Origin of the sequence: Chondromyces apiculatus DSM 436, assembly GCF_000601485.1 — a bacterium.
Lineage (GTDB): Bacteria > Myxococcota_A > Polyangia > Polyangiales > Polyangiaceae > Chondromyces > Chondromyces apiculatus.
On record NZ_ASRX01000002.1, the window covers coordinates 357,075 to 374,143 of the forward strand.

General features: G+C 71.2%; 8 protein-coding genes. 3 read left to right on the forward strand and 5 right to left on the reverse strand.

Features of this window, described 5'->3' with window-relative positions; translation table 11 throughout:
* Positions 1-25 precede the first annotated feature (25 nt).
* Positions 26-5,014: an AAA family ATPase gene (locus tag CAP_RS01705; RefSeq protein WP_052373948.1), complete on the reverse strand. Its 4,989-nt coding sequence runs from the start codon at positions 5,012-5,014 to the stop codon at positions 26-28.
* Between the two features lie 106 nt (positions 5,015-5,120).
* Here CAP_RS01705 and CAP_RS01710 point away from each other — a divergent pair, with 106 nt between their 5' ends.
* The 3 genes from CAP_RS01710 (at position 5,121) to CAP_RS43495 (ending at position 10,747) form a co-directional block, all read left to right on the forward strand.
* On the forward strand, positions 5,121-5,888 hold the full coding sequence (locus CAP_RS01710; RefSeq protein WP_044235166.1) for an SDR family NAD(P)-dependent oxidoreductase: 768 nt from the start codon (positions 5,121-5,123) through the stop codon (positions 5,886-5,888).
* A gap of 232 nt (positions 5,889-6,120) precedes the next feature.
* A complete protein-coding gene (locus CAP_RS43490; protein ID WP_081864450.1) occupies positions 6,121-8,349 on the forward strand; it encodes a sensor histidine kinase in 2,229 nt (742 codons plus the stop codon).
* A 322-nt stretch (positions 8,350-8,671) separates the two neighbouring features.
* Positions 8,672-10,747 carry a lysyl oxidase family protein gene (locus CAP_RS43495; RefSeq protein WP_052373950.1) on the forward strand — a complete coding sequence of 692 codons (2,076 nt, stop codon included), beginning with the start codon at positions 8,672-8,674 and terminating at the stop codon, positions 10,745-10,747.
* A gap of 171 nt (positions 10,748-10,918) precedes the next feature.
* Here the strand turns inward: CAP_RS43495 and CAP_RS43500 are convergent, their stop codons facing one another.
* The 4 genes from CAP_RS43500 to CAP_RS01740 all read right to left on the reverse strand — a co-directional run.
* Positions 10,919-12,145: an STAS domain-containing protein gene (locus tag CAP_RS43500; protein WP_052373951.1), complete on the reverse strand. Its 1,227-nt coding sequence runs from the start codon at positions 12,143-12,145 to the stop codon at positions 10,919-10,921.
* Between the two features lie 231 nt (positions 12,146-12,376).
* The gene (locus CAP_RS01730; RefSeq protein ID WP_044235168.1) at positions 12,377-12,823 is read right to left on the reverse strand and encodes a hypothetical protein; all 447 of its coding nucleotides are present in this window, start codon (positions 12,821-12,823) and stop codon (positions 12,377-12,379) included.
* A 174-nt stretch (positions 12,824-12,997) separates the two neighbouring features.
* On the reverse strand, positions 12,998-14,140 hold the full coding sequence (locus tag CAP_RS01735; protein ID WP_044235169.1) for a glycosyltransferase family 4 protein: 1,143 nt from the start codon (positions 14,138-14,140) through the stop codon (positions 12,998-13,000).
* On the reverse strand, positions 14,137-17,069 hold a 2,933-nt coding region (locus CAP_RS01740), incomplete at its 5' end, for a DEAD/DEAH box helicase (protein ID WP_052373952.1). The genes CAP_RS01735 and CAP_RS01740, both read right to left, overlap by 4 nt.

The following is a 17,069-nucleotide window of genomic DNA, read 5'->3' on the forward strand; positions in this document are numbered from 1 at the left end:
GAACCCCCGCCTACCGCTCCCACCCCTACGGCACCCGGCGCGCCGCCCCGCCCCGCGCGCGGAACGCCCGGGTGCGCCCTGCGGCCTCGCGTTCGAGCCGCATGCACTCGAGGAGCGCCTCGCGGAGGTTCGCCAGGGTCACCACGGACGACAGATCCACCCCGAGCGCGACGATGGTCTGCGCGACCTCCGGGCGGATGCCGACCACCACGCTCCGGGCGCCGAGGAGCTGGATGGCGTCGGAGATCTTCATCAGGTGGTACGCCGTCCCGGTGTCCACCGCCTCCACGCCGGTCAGGTCGATGATCATGTGGCGGCACCCCGTGCGCGTCACCTCCTCCAGCACCACCTCCATCATCTGCTCGGCCCGCTGCGCGTCCAGCGAACCGAGCACCGGCATGGTCAGCACCCCCTTCCAGACCGCGATGATGGGCGTCGACAGCTTCCGGATCGACGCCTGCTGCGCCTCGATGATCTCGAGCTTCTCCTGCAGGTCCGCCTCGTAGGCCTTCCGCTCGGTCACGTCGAACAGGAACCCGCCGACCACCCCGCTGCCATCGCTCCGCGGCGCGCTCACCACGTTGTGGAGCCACACCGTGCGCCCGTCCGCGGCCACCAGGCGCAGGTCGAAGTCGAGCCCGCCGCGCGGGTCCTGCAGGTGGGCGCGCGCCCGCTCGAAGTCACCGGGCGCCGCGTGCTCGCGGAGGAACCCCTCCTCGTACCAGCGCTCCTGCGGATACCCCAGCATCACCACCGCCTGGGGGCCGACGTAGGTGAACCGCCCCGTCGCCGTGTTCACCTCCCAGGGGACCACGTTGGCCGTCTCCACGAGCCGCTGCAGCCGCTCCTCGCTCTCGCGCAGGGTCTGCTCCACGTGCGTGCGCTCCGCCGACTCCTTGGCGAGGTCCGCGGCGAGGAGCGCGTTCTCCAGCGAGACCGCGGCCAGGAACTCGAGGAGCGCCAGCCGCCGCGGCGTGAACGCCCCGCGCACCAGCCGGTTCTCCAGGTACAGGATGCCGGCCACCTCGCCCCTCCGGAGGATGGGCGTGCACAGCATCGAGCGCGGCAGCGAGCGCGAGAGGTAGGGGTCGTCCGCGAACATGAGCTGCACCTGGATGTCGTCGAGGACGAGCTTCTCGCGCGTCCGCTGCACGTAGTACGCAACCGAAAGCGGGAGCGTCACGGCCGACGGCGTGCTGCGCGACGTGGGGAGGTGGACCCGGACCCCGGCGTGATCGAGGGTGGTCTCCGCGGCCAGGGTCAGCCCTGCTTGCGAGGGCAGCAAAAGGCAGCACCGCTGGGCCCCCGCGTGCTCCACGAGGATGCGCATCAGCGTGGCGAGGAGCTGATCCGGCGCGATCTCGCTGGAGATGGCCGCCGACGCCCGCACCGCGGCGAGCGTGTCGATGGGCTCTGCGTCGTCGCTGGCGACCGGCGCGCTCCCCCGCGGCCGCTCCAGGAGCTGGGGATACAGCGCTTCGAGCTGCCGCACCTTGCCCGTCGCCCCCCACCGCTCGTAGGCCTTGCGCGCCTCCATCATGTACGCCGACGGCATCACCGCGAACTCCCGCGACAGGTAGAAGCGCGCCGCCAGCTCGCAGGCGAGCGCCTCGTCCTGCACGAACGAAGAGGCGCGCGCCGCCCGGATGGCCTTGTCGTAGAGCCGCGCCGCGTCGTGATCCCGCCCCTCCACCCGCGCGATCTCCGCCGCCACGAGCGCGTGCTTGCTCTCGAAGTTCTCGGCCGACAGTGCGGCGACGCCCCGGAGCTTCTCCTCGTGCATCGCCAGGGAGGCCTGGTACTCCGCGCGCGCCTCCTCGCTCGCGTCGCCCAGCAACGCCGTGGCGCTCAGCACCGCGAACAGGTGGTGGTCCGCGTCGTGGACACCCGCCAGGGTCGCCCAGCGCAGGCTCTCGGCGAGCTTCGCCATGGCGTGCGCGCCCGGGTAGTCGCCCCCCAGGTAGCGCGCCTGCACCACGTACACGTAGTACCAGTAGCGGGCCAGCGGGACCTGCGCCCCCTCCAGGTGCGCGTGGAAGGCCGCCTCGTCGAAGCCGTCCCCGCTCAGCGACGCGACGCTCGCGGTCGCGCCGCGCAGCGCGTAGATGACGCGCTGGATGCCCAGCACCATCTCGGAGACGTACGCGAGGTTCGCCTGGTTCGCGAACTGGATCGCGGGCACCGTCCCCTCGAGCACTGTGGCGAGCGGGTCCCCCTTGTAGAAGGAGAGCATCACGTACTGCAGCAGGTTCGACGAGGCGTAGAGCAGGTTGCCCAGCTCTCGCCCGCTCTGGAACCCGAGGCGGAAGTAGTCGAGCGCCTCCCCCACGTGCCGCGTCCAGACCAGGATCGACGCCCCGAAGAGGCCCATCACCTCCGACACGAACCCGCCGAACCCCGGCTTCACCGCCAGGTCACAGGCGAGCTTGCCGAACTCGTACCCTTCCCGGTAGGCGCCGAAGCGCCCGCAGAGCGCCTGCCCGTAGGTCACGTAGCCGTGCGACGAGGCCGCTGTGTTGCCGTGCTGGATGCTGAGGCGCACCATCCTGGTGATGACCACGTGCGCCAGCGGCGGGTGCACGTACACTGCGGCCGCGTAGAGGCTGGAGAGGATCTCCATGATGGCGATCACCTCCGGGTCCTCCATCGCCGGCAGGTGGAGGAGATCCTTGATGGCGCGCCCCGCGAGGGCCGCCCGGATCGCCTCCACCTCCGCGAAGATGTCGTCCTCACCGGGCGTGAGCGACAGCTCGATGCCCAGCGACCGCAGGCACTCCACCCCCTTCTCCAGCGCGAGCTGGTTCTCCATGCGCGCCGTGCTCAGCGCGATGTACAGGCGACACGCCGCGGCCCGCTCGATGTTCGTCCTGGCCCGCTGGAGCAGCACCTCCGTGAGCCGGTCGGCCTCCGCGGAGCGACCGTTCAGGTACTCGCACTCGGCGAGTTCGCGGTGGAGGCGAAAGGCGAGGGGGGGGTCGACCTCCCAGCCTTCCTCGGGGAGCAGCGAGAGCCCCGTCGTCAGGTAGGTCGTGGCCATCCGCGGCGCCGTGGCCGTCTTGGCCTTGTGACCCGCGCGCGCATCCAGCGCCGCGACGAGGCGCCGCTCCTCGGCGGAGATGATCCGCGACGCCCCCAGGTTGAGCTGGTTCACGATCTCGAACAGGCTGCCCTCGACCTCCTCGGGGGGCGTGCTCGCGAGGAGATGCCGGCCGAGATCGAGGTGCACTGCCGCCCGCTCCTCCTCGGGGATCAGGGAGTACGTGACCTGCTGCACCCGGTCGTGCAGGAACCTGTAGCCCTGCGGCCTCTGGAGCAGCAGCCCGGCCGCGAGCGCCGGTTGCAGCGCCTGCCGCACCTCTTCCGGCGTCTTGCCGCACAGGGTACCGAGGAGCTGCAGCGTGAACTCCCTCCCGATGCACGCCGCCCGCCTGAGCGCGTCCTCGGTGTCCGTGGGCAGCCGGGTGATCTTCGTCATCACCAGGTCGACCCGCTCGTCCGTGATCTCGCGACCCTCGATCTGCTCGACGTTCCAGTGCCACGACCACGTCTTCAGATCGAAATGGATCAGGTGCTCCTGGTGGAGGGCGCCGAGGACCTGCGTGAGCAGGAAGGGGTTCCCCTCCGTCTTCGACCACAGCAGCGTCGCGAGCTGCTCGACCTGCGCGCGCTCGCCCGCGAACATGTCGACCAGGAAATCGACGATCTCCACGGGGTCGAGCGGAGCCAGCGTCAGCGAGGTGATCGGGATCTTGGCGTCCCTCACCGCCTTGAGCGTCGCCGCGAGCGGGTGCGTATCGTCCACCTCCCCGTCACGGTAATTGCCGACCACCAGGAGGTCCGCCGCCTTCGGGTGTGTGAGCAGGTGCTGCAGGAGATCGAGGCTACCCAGGTCTGCCCACTGCAGATCGTCGATGAGGAGGACGACCGGCCTGCCCTTGCTGGCGAAGATGGAGACGAAATCGTGGAACACTGCATTGAAACGGTTCCGCGACTCGGCGGGCGTCAATGCGTCGAGCGGCGGCTGCTTGCCAATGATCAGCTCGAGCTGCGGAATGAAATCCGCAATGACCTGACCTCGCGTCCCGAGCACTGCCCGGAGCTGCTCCGCCACCACGGCCATCTCCGCGTCGCTGAGCGTCATGGTCTGGCGGATCAGCGCACCGAATGCCTGCGCCACCAGCGCATAGGGAATGTCTTGCTTGTTCGGCTCGAAGCTCGCCGACAGGAAAATAGCCTGCTCGATCCCCACCCCTTTGCGCAGATCGCGGAGCAGCGAGGACTTGCCGATGCCCGAGGGCCCCGCCACGAGCATGACCTCGGGCGCCCCCGTCGCGGTGACCCGCCCGAGTCCCCCCTGGAGCGCCGCGATCTCCTCCTTGCGGCCCACCATCGCGCTCGGCGCGCGGAGCTTGTCCCAGATGTCCCGCGCCCCCAGCGGAAAAGGCGCGATCTCCCCCGTGTCCTCGAGTTCCGCCAGGCACCGCTCCAGGTCGTGCTGGAGCCCGCGCGCGCTCTGGTATCGCTCGTCGGGCGCCTTCGCGAGCAGCCTCGCGAGGATGCCGCCCACCACTGCCGGCACGCCCCGGACCACGTCCACGAGCGGCCGGGGCGCCCGCGCGATGTGGCAATGCACCCAGCCCAGCGCGTCGTCGGCCTGGAATGGCAACACCCCCGCCAGCAGCTCGTAGAGCATCACCCCCAGCGAGTAGAGGTCGGTCCGGTGATCGATGGACGCGTCGAGTCGGCCGGTCTGCTCGGGGGAGATGTAGGGCAGGCTGTCGATAGGCAGCTTGAACGCCGAGGGGGACGGCTCGAACCCCTGCTCGGCGCCACTCACCTGAACCTCGGCGGTGCGTAGATCGATGCGCAGGTTCTGCGGCCGCACGTTCTGGTGAATGATGCCGCTCTGGTGCAGCTTCGCGAGTGCGTCGGCAGAGGCGATGGCTGCTCTCAGAAACCGCCCAAGTGATTCTGCAAGAACAGAATCGCCGAGCGGAGAATCGTCAGCGTGCATGTTCGGTAAACTACCAGACAGTCCGTTCATGCGGTACATTGATCCCTCAGTGTGTACGCGTTGATCGCGACATGCGGCGGAAAATTCAACGACGGGTGGTTCGAACATGCGAGAGTTTCAGGGCAAGGTCGCGCTCGTCACGGGCGGAACCTCCGGGCTGGGAAAAGCGACTGCGTGGGCCTTCGCGCGCCAGGGCGCACGGGTGGTGATTGCCGCGCGCGGCGAGGCGAAAGGGCGAGAGGTCGAGAATGCCATTCGCAGCGAAGGCGGTGACGCGATCTTCCTCCGGTGTGACGTCACGGTCGAAGCGCAGGTTCGCGAGCTGATCCGGCGCATCGTGAGCATCCACGGTCGCCTCGACATCGCCTACAACAATGCGGCGTCGCTCCCCACGATCGCGCCCATCTCCGAGATGTCCACCGAGGACTTCGACGGGACCGTCTCGGGCAACCTCCGCAGCGTGTTCCTCTGCATGAAGTACGAGATTCCGGTCATGGCAGAAGCGGGCGGTGGCGCAATCGTCAATTGCTCGTCAATCGTGAGCGCCAGGGGCGCCGCGGGCCTCTCCGCCTACTGTGCCGCCAAGGCCGGTGTCGAGGCCTTGACCCGCGTCGCCGCGCACGAGGTCGCCTCGAAGAACATCCGGGTGAACACCCTCCTCTCGGGGAGCATCGATACCAAGGAGGGCATGAGCCTGGAGTTCGCGGAGAAGCTCGGCGAAGCCGGCGTCGAGGCGCTGCTCTCACGGATTCCCATGAAGCACGAGGGACGACCCGAAGAGGCCGCCCACCCTGTGCTGTTCCTGTGCTCCAGCGGAGCCTCCTTCGTCACCGGCGCCACCCTGGCCGTGGACGGAGGGTTCCTGGTGACCTGATCCTCTGTCTGCTGGAGCGAGGCGTCGCATCACCGGCCTCTGCCGCCGCTGCTGTCGCTGCCGCTACCGTTCCGGCCGGGCATGTGCACCTCCCCGCTACCGACCCTGCTCAGGAGATCTTCTTGCCTTCACCGAGGTGGGCGCGCGGGACGTCCCACATACGGGTGCTACGCTTGTCGCGTGCATCGCGTGCATCGCGGGTGAGGCAGGTCGATCTCGGCTCGGAGGATAGATGCTTCTGCGAGCGTTGCGGTATGGCTTCGCCGTCGTCGCTGCTGCGCTGTCCGTGGGTCTGACGGGGCTCGCCTCGCGGAAGCTCGGGCTCGACCACGGGTACTTCATGATCCCGCTGGCGGCGGTGATGATGGTGTCGCTGTTCGCGGGCCTCCGTCCCGCGCTGATCACGGCAGTGCTCAGCGGCCTGGCGACTGCCATCCTCGTCGTGCCTCCTCAGTTCTCGGCCGTCCTCCGGAGCGGCGGTGACGGCACCGTGCTCCTCCTGTACGGCGGCCTCGCCACCGGCATGGCCCACCTCGGCGCCTTCGTGCACGACTTCTACGCCCGGGTGCAGACCGCGCGCGTCGACGCCGACCAGGCGCTCGTCAAGCTGAGACACCTCCAGTCCATCACCGAGACCGCCCTGGAGGACCGCCCCCTCCCCGAGCTGCTCCATGAGCTCCTCTCACGCGTCGCGGACATCTTCCTCGTCGACACCGCCCTCGTGCTCCTGCTCGACGAGGACCGCGAGACCCTGGTGGTCTCCGCCGCGTACGGCGTGCCCGAGGCCACGTGCCGCGCCATCCGCATCCCTCGTGGCGAGGGCCTGGCCGGGCGTGTGTTCGCGAGCCGCCGCACGCTGAGGACCGACGTCCGTGAAGCTGCCTTCGGCCCTGGCACGGAGGGCACCCCCGAGAGCCGCTACGCCGTCGGCGTCCCTCTCCTCGTCGACGGCCGCGTCCTCGGCGTGCTCGACCTCGGCACCCGGGAAGAGCGCCGCTTCTCTGACGAAGACGTCACGCTCCTCGAGCTGACCGCGGGCCGCATCGCCCGCGCCGTCGAGCGGGTCCAGCTCCACGAGACCCTCGCCGAGCGCGCCGCGCAGCAGGCGGCCATCGCCGCGCTCGGCCAGCGCGCCATCGCCGGAGAGCCCGTGGACGGTCTGCTCAAGGCGGCAGCCGCCACGGTGGCGACCGAGCTACGCGCCGACATCGCGGTCGTGCTCGAGCTCTCGGCCAACGGAGAGCACCTCGACGTGCGCGCCCTCGTCGGCCCCGAGGGCACGGAGCTCCCCATCAGCCAGAGCCCCGAGACCCTGGTTGGCGACACGCTGCGCAGCCGCGTGCCCCTGGTCATCGCCGATGTCCGCACCGACCCCCGCTTCCCCAGGGTCTCCTCCGTGCTCATCGCGCTCCACATCGTCAGCGCCATCAGCGTCGCCGTCGAGGGCCCGACCCAGCCCTTCGGCGTCCTCGGCGTGTACGCCTGCCACAAGCGGCTCTTCACCGAGGACGACGTGCACTTCCTCGAAGCCGTGGCCAACGTCATCTCCGAGGCCGTCCGCAACCAGCACGCCATCGCCGTCGCCATGGACGCCGAGCGGCAGATGGAGCGCCTCTACGCCGACGCCATGGAGGCCGTGCGCGTGCGCGAGGAGTTCCTCACCATCGCCTCGCACGAGCTGCGCACCCCCCTCACCCCCCTCGCCCTCCAGATCGGCAGCCTCCAGCGCGCCCTTCGCGCCGACCCCTCCCGCCTCTCCCACGAGCGCCTGCTGGGCAAGGTCGAGATCGTGGCCCGCCAGGTGGCGCGTCTCCACCGGCTCGTCAGCGATCTCCTCGACCTCTCCCTCCTCACCGCCGGCAACATCTCCCTCCACCGCGAAGAGGTCGACCTCGCCGCCGCCGCGCGCGACGCCGCCCACCGCTTCCAGGAGCCCGCCTCCCGCGCCGGCTGCGCGCTCCGCCTCTCCGCCGACAAGCCGGTCAAGGGGTGGGGAGACCGGACGCGCATCGACCAGATCTTCACCCAGCTCCTCTCGAACGCCATCAAGTACGGCGCGGGCGCTCCCATCGACCTCCGCGTCGAGAGCGACGACGACGTCGCCCGCATCGTCGTGCGCGACCGCGGCATCGGCATCCCCCCGGATCAGCAGGCCCGCATCTTCGGCCGCTTCGAGCGTGCCGTCTCCGAGCAGCACTACGGCGGCTTCGGCCTCGGCCTGTGGATCGTCAAGCAGCTCCTCGACGCCCTCGGCGGCTCCATCTCGGTCGAGAGCGCCCCCGGTCAGGGCTCCACCTTCACCGTGGAGCTACCGCGCCGCGAAGCGGCCACCGACAGCGGTTCCACGGACACCACCAGCCCCACCGGCCCCGCGGACACCACCAGCCCCACCGGCCCCGCGGACACCACCAGCCCCAGCCCCTCGGACACCACCAGCATCGCCGGCGCCGCCGCCGCCTGATGCGCCCACCGCCCCGCCTCTCGCGCCTCTCGCGCCTCTCGCACCTCTCGTGTCCACCACTGCGTCTCCCCTGCCTCCCCTGCCTCCCCTGCCGCCCCCACGCACCGCGCGTGCCGTTACGGAATTCCACCTCCGCACCTCTCCACCGCCCCTTGCCTGCTGCTCCTGCGCCACCTTGCGCCACGCGCCCGACGCTTCCCGCCACCCGGGAGCCACCGCCCGGCCTCCGCCCCCCTCGATGACGAAATCCTGACGGGCGATCCCCCCGCCTCGCCCCGGACATCTGTTGAACATCTGCCGACAGGTCGGATATTCATCGTCAATGCGGAAGGCAATCGCCACGCTCCTCCTCGGAGCGTTGATCGGCGTGGGATGCAGCGGCGAGCAGGACAACCTGTTCAACAACGGCACGGGGGGCAGCGGCGCCTCGGGCGTCGGCGGAGACGGCAACACGGGAGGCCAGGGCGGACAGGGCGCGGGCCCCAGCGAGGGCTGCTTCGGCGGCTGTTCCGGCGACACCCCGGTCTGCGTCGACGGCGACCACTGCGCCGACCTCTGCCCGGGCGGACGCGAGGCCTGCAACGCCGCGAACGATCCCGACGCCCCTCCCGTCTGCTGCCCCGAAGGTCAGCAGTGCTGTGAAGCGCAGATCTTCGGCTACACCGGCGCCGACCTGTGCCGCCCCTCCGGCGAAGCCTGCCCCATCGGCTGCCCTGGCGGCGACATCGCCTGCCCCCTGCACGAGTACTGCCAGCTCAACCCCCAGCTCGAAGACTACTCCTGCGTGATGGGCTGCCCCCTCACCTCGGTCTGCGGCTTCAACCTCTGCTGCCCCCTCGGCAGTAGCTGCCTCAACGGCGAGTGCATCCTCCCTGACCTGACCATCGACCAGGCGCGCGTCGCCTCGACGCTGAGCTTCTCGCAGGTCAACGCCGACTCCGATCCCTGCCTCGTCTCCGAGGACTGCCTGGCAGGCCCCGGCCTGCGCAACGTGCTGCGCTTCAGCTCGCGCACCCAGAACGTCGGCGCAGCCGACTTCGTGATCGGGAGCCCCAACGGCAACCCGGACTTCCATTACGACCAGTGCCACGGCCATTACCACTACCAGCAGTACGCCGAATACCGCCTCATCGACCCCAGCAACAACAACGTGGTCTTGACCGGGAAGAAGCAGGGCTTCTCGATCATCGACATGGGTCGCATCGACCCGGACGACCCCAACACCCCCACCACCTCCAAGTACAACGGCGCGTTCCAGGGCATCCAGCGCGGCTGGTGGGACGAGTACGGCGCGGGCCTGCAGTGCCAGTGGATCGACGTCACCGGCGTCCCCGCGGGCGACTACATCCTGGAGGTCGAGGTCAACCCGGAGCGCCGCATCGGCGAGACGAGCTACGACAACAACGTCGCCTCGGTGCCCGTCACCCTCCCCGATCCGACCTGCCTCGGCGTCGACTGCTCGTTCCTCGACAGCGACTGCACCCAGGGCGTCTGCGAGGCCGGCCAGGGCTGCGTCGAGGTGAACGTCAACGAGGGCGGCGCCTGCGAGGACGGCCAGTTCTGCACCACGGGCGAGACCTGCCAGGCCGGCGCCTGCGGCGGCGGCACCCCGCGCCTCTGCGCCCCCCCGAACGGCTGCTACGCCGCCACCTGCGACGAGAACGCCGACACCTGCAGCGCCGTCCCCGCCAACGACGGCGCTGCCTGCGACGACGGCAGCCCCTGCACCGACGGCACCACCTGCGCGAACGGCGCCTGCCTCGGCGGCGCCCCTGCCAACGACGGCATGACCTGCGACGACGGCGCCTCCTGCACCACCAACACCATCTGCACGGCCGGCGTGTGCGGCGGCGGCGACGGCCCCACCGTCTACTTCTCGGAGGACTTCTCGGACAACAGCCAGGGCTGGGTCCTCGGCCCCGAGTGGGAGATCGGGCCTGCCCAGGCCTCGACCGGCGCCCACGGCGGCGCCAACGACCCCGCCAACGACCACACCGACACCGCCGACAACGGCGTCGCCGGCGTCAACATCGGCGGCTTCGCCGCGAAGATCGACCACGCGTACTACTACCTGGAGAGCCCGCCCTTCAACACGGCGGTCGCCTCGGGCCCCGTGGTGCTCGGCTACCAGCGCTGGCTGAACAGCGACTTCATCCCGTACATGTCCAACACCGTCGAGGTGTGGAACGGCACGGGCTGGATCAGCCTCTGGACCTCCGGCCCCACCATCACCGACGCGACCATCGGCTGGAACTACCACCAGTTCGATCTCACCCCCTACAAGAACGCCGGCATGAAGGTCCGCTTCGGCTTCATGGTGAGCGGCGCCCAGGTCCTCTGGGACGTCGGCTCCTGGAACCTCGACGACATCCTCGTCGCCTCTCTCGCCTGCCCCTGAAGAGCTGACGGGAAAGCTGCTGCGCGCCCCGCGTCGTCGGTCGGCCTCCCTCGAAATCCACGTGGATTTCTCGGTCGGCCTCCCTGGCCGCGGGGCGCTCGCGACGCTTTCCCGGTCAGCTCTTGCGCCCCCTGCGGCGTGGGTCCGTGCCCTCGCCGCCCCCGCATCCCTTCAGCCGTTCCCCCGCGCTCGCGCGCGGCGGAGCGCCCGCGCCACCCCCTCCTGCAGCGTCCCGCACGTGGTCAGCTCGTCGAGGTGCACGTCGAGGCTCACCAGCGTCTGCGCCACCGCGGCGCGCAGCCCGGTGAGGATCACCTCCGTGCCCAGGAGCCGCGCCGCCCGCGCCGCCCGCAGGAGTCCCTCCGCCACCTGCGTATCGACCACGTTCACCCCCGTGATGTCGAGGATGGCCACCTGGGCGCCCCGCGCCGCGATCCCGCTCAGCAACACGTCCAGGATCCGCTCGCTGCGCGCCGGGTCGATGCTCCCCACGATCGGCATCGCCACCACCCCCTCCGCGAGCGGCAGGAGCGGCGTCATCAGCTCCCGGATCGCCTGGTCCTGCGCCGCGATCACCTCGGCCTGCAGCCGCAGCCGCTCCTCCTCGGCCTGGAGCAGCTCCGACACGTCCCGCACCAGCCAGCAGTACGCCTTCCCGCCGCTCTCCGTGTCCACCTGGAACGCCGTCACGTCGGTCGGGATCACCCGACCACCGGCCCCCGCGAACCGCAACCTCCCCCGCCAGCTCCGCGCCGTCGACAGCTCCGCGCTGGCCTCCCTCCACTGCGCCTCGTCCTCCGGCACCACCAGCGAGGTGAACAACCATCCGGTCGGGACTTCCTGCCCGAGCAGCGCCTCGAACGCCTCGTTCACCAGGCTCAGGCTGTTGTCCCGCACGCTGATCGCCATCGCCTCGGGGCACACCTCCGCGAACGTGCGCAGGAGCCGCCCGCTCACCTCCAGGTCCGATCGCCCCCCCGCGTGGATGGACTCGATCGTCGCTTCGAGCCCCACGCCGTAGGCCTCCACCAGCCTCAGGATCCCCTCGCGCGCGCTCGGGACGCCTTCCTCCAGCAGCGTCATCGCGAGCCCGAGGATCAGCCGCCGCCCCCTGAGCAGCGAATCGCGCGCCTGCTCCGGCGCGCACCCGATCATCACCAGCCCCTCGTTCGACGTCACCACGAACTTGCGCAGCGCCTCGAAGCTCGGCGCCCTCAGCGCGGCGACGTAGGCCCTGAACCCGTCCACGCACATGCCTCCGAGCATGTCGCGCGGCACCCCCACCATCATGGGGAACGTCTCGATCAAGATCTCGCACATCGGCGAGGCCAGCTCCACGCAGCGCTGATCCAGTGCCTCGCAGAACGCGTCGAGAGGGTGCGGGGTCGCCTGTTCCATGGGCTCCTTCAGCCTGCGGCCATCCCCCCTTCGATCCCCGGCGCGGGTTCACCGTGTCGAGGTCATCAAGAGAAGTACCGCGAAGCCGAGCCGCGGCGAAAGCAGGACATGCATGCCTGCAACGCCTCGGTGAGCGCGCGCGCACTCCTGGCGGCCGGACGACCGAGCCATGGAGCTGCGCCCGTCATCGCCCGCCCGCGCATCGTCAGCGCGACGCCATCGACCTGTGTATCAAGCCACGTGCGTCTGCCACCGCCGCGACGAAGGCGCCTTCTCTCGCCGGGCGAGCACCTCGCGCAGCCGCTTGCGCTCGCGCGCGTCGAGGACGTCATCGAGCCAGTGGGCCACGCCCTCGGTGTCGTCGAACATCTTCCGCGCCGACGAGTTGGCCTCGCGCAGCATCCGCTGCACCTGCATCCGCAGGGTGGGGCTCTGGTTGAGGAGCACCCCCGTGCGCAGCAAGCGCGGCTCCCTCCGCATCGTCGCCACGTACGCGTCGACTACCGCCTGCGGGAACACCGCCGCCTCCACCACGTCCACGATGCAGACGTAGGGCCCTTTGATTTCCTGGAGGACCTGGTCGTGCTCGCGGGCCCAGCGCGTCGCCTCCTCGACCGACACGGGCGACCAGATGCAGATCTCGACCAGCTTCCCGGTGCTATGGGCGATGGAGTACATCGTTTGGGGGGTGGCGCCTGTGGCCTGGCTCAGCGCGCTGTGGGCTACGATGCCGGACCACCTGATCCAGGTTCGGAGAACCCCCACCGACCGCCGTCCGCATCATCAGGCCCGCTCAGGCCCGCTCAGGCCCGCTCAGGTCCGCTCAGGTCCGCTCAGGTCCGCTCACGCCGCTCAGGCCAGCGGACCGAGGCGCGCCGCTTCCCGGTACACCTCCAGCGTCGTCTTCGCGCACGCCTCCCAGGAGAACGCCCGCGCCCTCTCCACTCCCCGCCCGCGCAGCTCCTCGCGCAGCCCCGCCTCGTCTCCCAGCCGCCGCATCGCCGCCGCGAGCGGCCCTGCCTCGCCTGCGGGCACGTGGATCCCCGCGCCCCCGAGCACCTCCACGAGGGGGGCGATGTCGCTCGCGATGACCGGGCACCCCGACGCCATCGCCTCCAGCGCGGGCATCCCGAACCCTTCCGCCAGCGACGGCTGCAGGAGCGCCGTGGCTCCCTGCATCAGCGCCACGAGCCCCGCGAACGGCACCCCGGGCCGCACCACCAGCCGCTCCCGCACCCCCAGCTCCCGCGCCAGCCGATCGAGCCCCCGCCCCGCACGGAGGCGCTGGATCACCACCAGCCGCTCCCCCGCCTCCGGCCGCGCCCGCACCGCCTCCGCGAACGCCTGGAGCGCCAGCGCGTGCCCCTTGCTCGGCGCGTTCTGACCCACCAGCAGGAAGTACGGCGCGTCCGTGCCGAGCACCTCCGCCGCCTGCGCCCGCGCTGCCTCCACGTCGCGCGCCGGCTGGAAGCCCGCGTCGGCCGCGTTGTGCGTCACCACCAGCCGGTCCCGCGTGTCCGCCCTGAACCGCACCATCGCGTCGGCCGACGCCTGCGACACCGTCAGGATCCGCCGCGCCTTCGCCAGCGCGTTCAGGATCCCCGCCCGGAAGAACGGCACCCGGAACAGCCGCAGGAACGCCGACCCCTCGGCCAGGTGCGGCTCGTCGAGCCACATGATGTCGTGCACCGTCACCACCGCCGTCGATCTCACCCCGAACGGCAAGAGGTTGTGCGGCGCGTGGAACACGTCTCCCTCCGTCGGCCCGAAGAGCCGCGGCAGGAGCAGCGACACCGGCTCGTTCGGGTTGCTCGGGGCCACGACCTCCCGCACGTTCGGCGCGGTGGAGAGCGGCGCCTTCGCCAGCGGGTGCCGCCACAGCACGTACTCCACGTCGGGCCCCAGCGCCGGCACCCGGTCCACCAGCGCCTGCACGTAGGCTGAAACCCCGCTCGGCCGCTCCCGGATGTAGCGGCAGTCAACGCAGACCCTCATCGCAGGAGCGAGAGCAGGTCCTCCCGCGTCAGCGCCGCGGCCTGCTCCACCTCGCCGAGCGCCGCCCCCGCGAGCGCGCGCTTCTTCTCCTGCAGCCCCAGGATCCCCTCCTCCACCGTGTCCTTCGCCACCAGGCGGTACACCATCACCGGCCGATCCTGCCCGATGCGGTGCGCCCGGTCTGCGGCCTGATCTTCCACCGCCGGGTTCCACCACGGATCCATCAGGAACACGTGGTCGGCCGCGGTCAGGTTCAGCCCCGTCCCGCCCGCCTTGAGCGAGATCAGGAGCACCGGCGGCCCGCCCGGATCCTGGAACGACGCCACCACGCCTGCCCGGTCACGCGTCGACCCGTCGAGCCGCGTGAACCCGATCCCCACCGCCGCGAGGTGTGGCTCCACCAGATCGAGCAGCGACGTCCACTGCGAGAACACGAGGGCCTTGTGCCCGTCGGCCGCCGCGTCCACGAGCGCCTCCACCAGCCGCTCCACCTTCGACGACGTGCTCGCCGACTGCCCTGGCACCAGCGCCGGGTGGCACGCCGCCTGCCGCAGCCTGAGCAGCGCCTCCAGCGCCGCCAGCACGCTCCCGCCCTCGGCCAGCTTCGCCACCACCTCCTTGCGCGTCGCCGCCATCACCGCGTCGTAGACGGCGCGCTCCGAGTCCTCCAGGTCGCAGTACAGCACCGAGTCCGTGCGCGGCGGCAGCTCCGGCGCCACTTCCCGCTTCAGCCGCCGCATCACGAACGGCCTGATCTTCTGCCGCAGCCGCGCCGCCGCCGCCGGCGTCCCCGCCGCGATCGGCTTCGCGAACCGCTCCTGGAAGTCGCTGAAGCCCCCGAGCAGCCCCCGGTTGGTGAAGTGCATCTGGCTCCACAGCTCCTCCAGCCGGTTCTCCACGGGCGTGCCGCTCAGCGACACCCGGAACTCGGCCTTCAGCGCGTACGCCGCCCGCGCCACCTGGCTGTCCGGGTTCTTCACCACCTGCGCCTCGTCGAGCACCACCGTCCCCCACGCCTCGGCCGCGAGCACCTCCGCGTCGAGCCGCAGCACCGAGTAGGTCGTCAGCGTCACATCGGCGCTCCGGTCCAGCGCCCGCCGCGGCCCGTGGTACACGCTCACCCGCAGCCCCGGCCTGAACCGCTGGATCTCCAGCGCCCAGTTGTGCACCACGCTCCGCGGGCACACCACGAGCGCCCGATCCTTGAGCGCGCAGAGCATCTGCAGCGTCTTGCCGAGGCCCATGTCGTCGGCGAGCACCGCCCCGAGCCCCGCCTCGCGCAGGAAGCACAGCCAGTCCACCCCTTGCCGCTGGTACGGCCGGAGCGTCGCCGTGAGGTCCGCGGGCAGCTCCGCCGGGGGCACCGCGTCGAACCCCTGGAACAGCGGCAAAAGCCGCGCGAAGCTCGCCGGCCGCGGGATCTCCAGCGCGTCGCACAGCTCCACCACCGTCGGCAGCGCCGCCGCCGACACCACCCCGTCGTCCCGCTTCGCCGCCAGCAGATCCGCCACCCGCTGCCCGTGCTGATCCAGCCACGCCCGCGGCAGCGGCGCCCACCCACCCTCGGCGAGCGGCACGAGCGGCAGCCCGTCCTGCCACGACCGGATCACCGTCGCCGCGTCGACGCGCGTCCCCTCGTCCTCGTCCCCCCCGCCCTCGTCGCCCTCCTCGCGCAGCACGAAGAACACGTCGATCTTGTGCTCGTCCACCACGAGCCGCGGCACGAGCACCGCCTTGTCGAAGAGCTGCCGGTGGTCCTCGCCACCCTCCCGCGCGCTCCACCCCTGCAGCCGCGCCGCGAACCGCGCCGCCTCGCCCCCGTCGAAGTCCACGCACCGCCCGGGCACCAGGTTCAGCTCTGCCCGCAGCCGGTTCAGAAGGTCCCGCTCCGCCGACTCGTCCCGCACCGGCGTTGACCCCCGGAGGTGCACGAGCCGCGCCCCCTCCACCCGCGCCTGAGGCGGGTCCCCGTACACCAGGCTCGGGATCACCGACAGCGTGTGCCCGCGCTGCAGGAGCTGGAACAGGATGCGCGGCCGCGCCCCCTTCTGCGTCCGCGGCAGCCGCTTCGTCCGCACCTCGATGGGGAACCGCTTCGCCAGCGCCGGCAGCACCTGCGTCACCACCTGCCCGAGGTCTGCTTTCGGGAACACCCGCCGCGACGGCAGCTTCTCCAGCCGCATCCCGGTCATCTCCATCTCCCCGAGCCGGTGCAGCACATCCCCGCGCAGCACCAGGCCCGCCGTGAGCACCTCGGTGATCGCCGGATCGCGCTCCACCACCAGCGCCACCCCCCCGTTCGGCGCGTCGATCACCCGCCCCCGGGGCATGCACAGCTCCCCGGACACGCTCACCGCGCGCTCCTCCACCCGCACGTCCTCGACCCCCGCCAGCGCCGCGAAGATCTCCGCCGTCCGCTCTGCGGGCATGTATCCGAACTGCTTGTTCCCCACCAGCCGGTCGAGGGTGATGTCCTCGTGCGTCGGCAGGATGGTGGTCCCCTCCGGCAGCCGCGCCTTCACCAGCGGCCCGCGCACCGGCTCCTCGCGCCCATCCGGCAGCACCAGCCACCGCTCCAGACCGAGTCCTCCCGGCTGCCGCCGCAGGATGTACCGCAGCTTCGCCGACCGCTGCTCCACGTGCGCCGGCCGCGCGCCGCCCCCGCTGCCCGTGCTCGCCCCGGGGCCCGCCGCGCTGCCTGCGCTGACCGGGCTCGCCTCCCGGATGACGGCGCCCTCGTAGCTCTGGGTGCGCCCCGTCCCCGCCTCGCGGACGATCACCCCTTCGAACGGCGCCTGCCGCCCGCGCCCTCCGAGGTAGTGCGACGCGGTCGTCCCCGCGTGCGCCACCGCGGCCAGGCTCCGCGCCGCGCTCCCGCCGCCCGCGCTGCCCGCGCCCGCGCCGTTCGCGTCACCCGCGCCGCCTGCTG

Coding starts and splice junctions, on each gene's coding strand:
- CAP_RS01705 (WP_052373948.1), bottom strand. CDS start 5,014: ATGCACGCTGACGATTCTCCGCTCGGCGATTCTGTTCTTGCAGAATCA.
- CAP_RS01710 (WP_044235166.1), top strand. CDS start 5,121: ATGCGAGAGTTTCAGGGCAAGGTCGCGCTCGTCACGGGCGGAACCTCC.
- CAP_RS43490 (WP_081864450.1), top strand. CDS start 6,121: ATGCTTCTGCGAGCGTTGCGGTATGGCTTCGCCGTCGTCGCTGCTGCG.
- CAP_RS43495 (WP_052373950.1), top strand. CDS start 8,672: ATGCGGAAGGCAATCGCCACGCTCCTCCTCGGAGCGTTGATCGGCGTG.
- CAP_RS43500 (WP_052373951.1), bottom strand. CDS start 12,145: ATGGAACAGGCGACCCCGCACCCTCTCGACGCGTTCTGCGAGGCACTG.
- CAP_RS01730 (WP_044235168.1), bottom strand. CDS start 12,823: ATGTACTCCATCGCCCATAGCACCGGGAAGCTGGTCGAGATCTGCATC.
- CAP_RS01735 (WP_044235169.1), bottom strand. CDS start 14,140: ATGAGGGTCTGCGTTGACTGCCGCTACATCCGGGAGCGGCCGAGCGGG.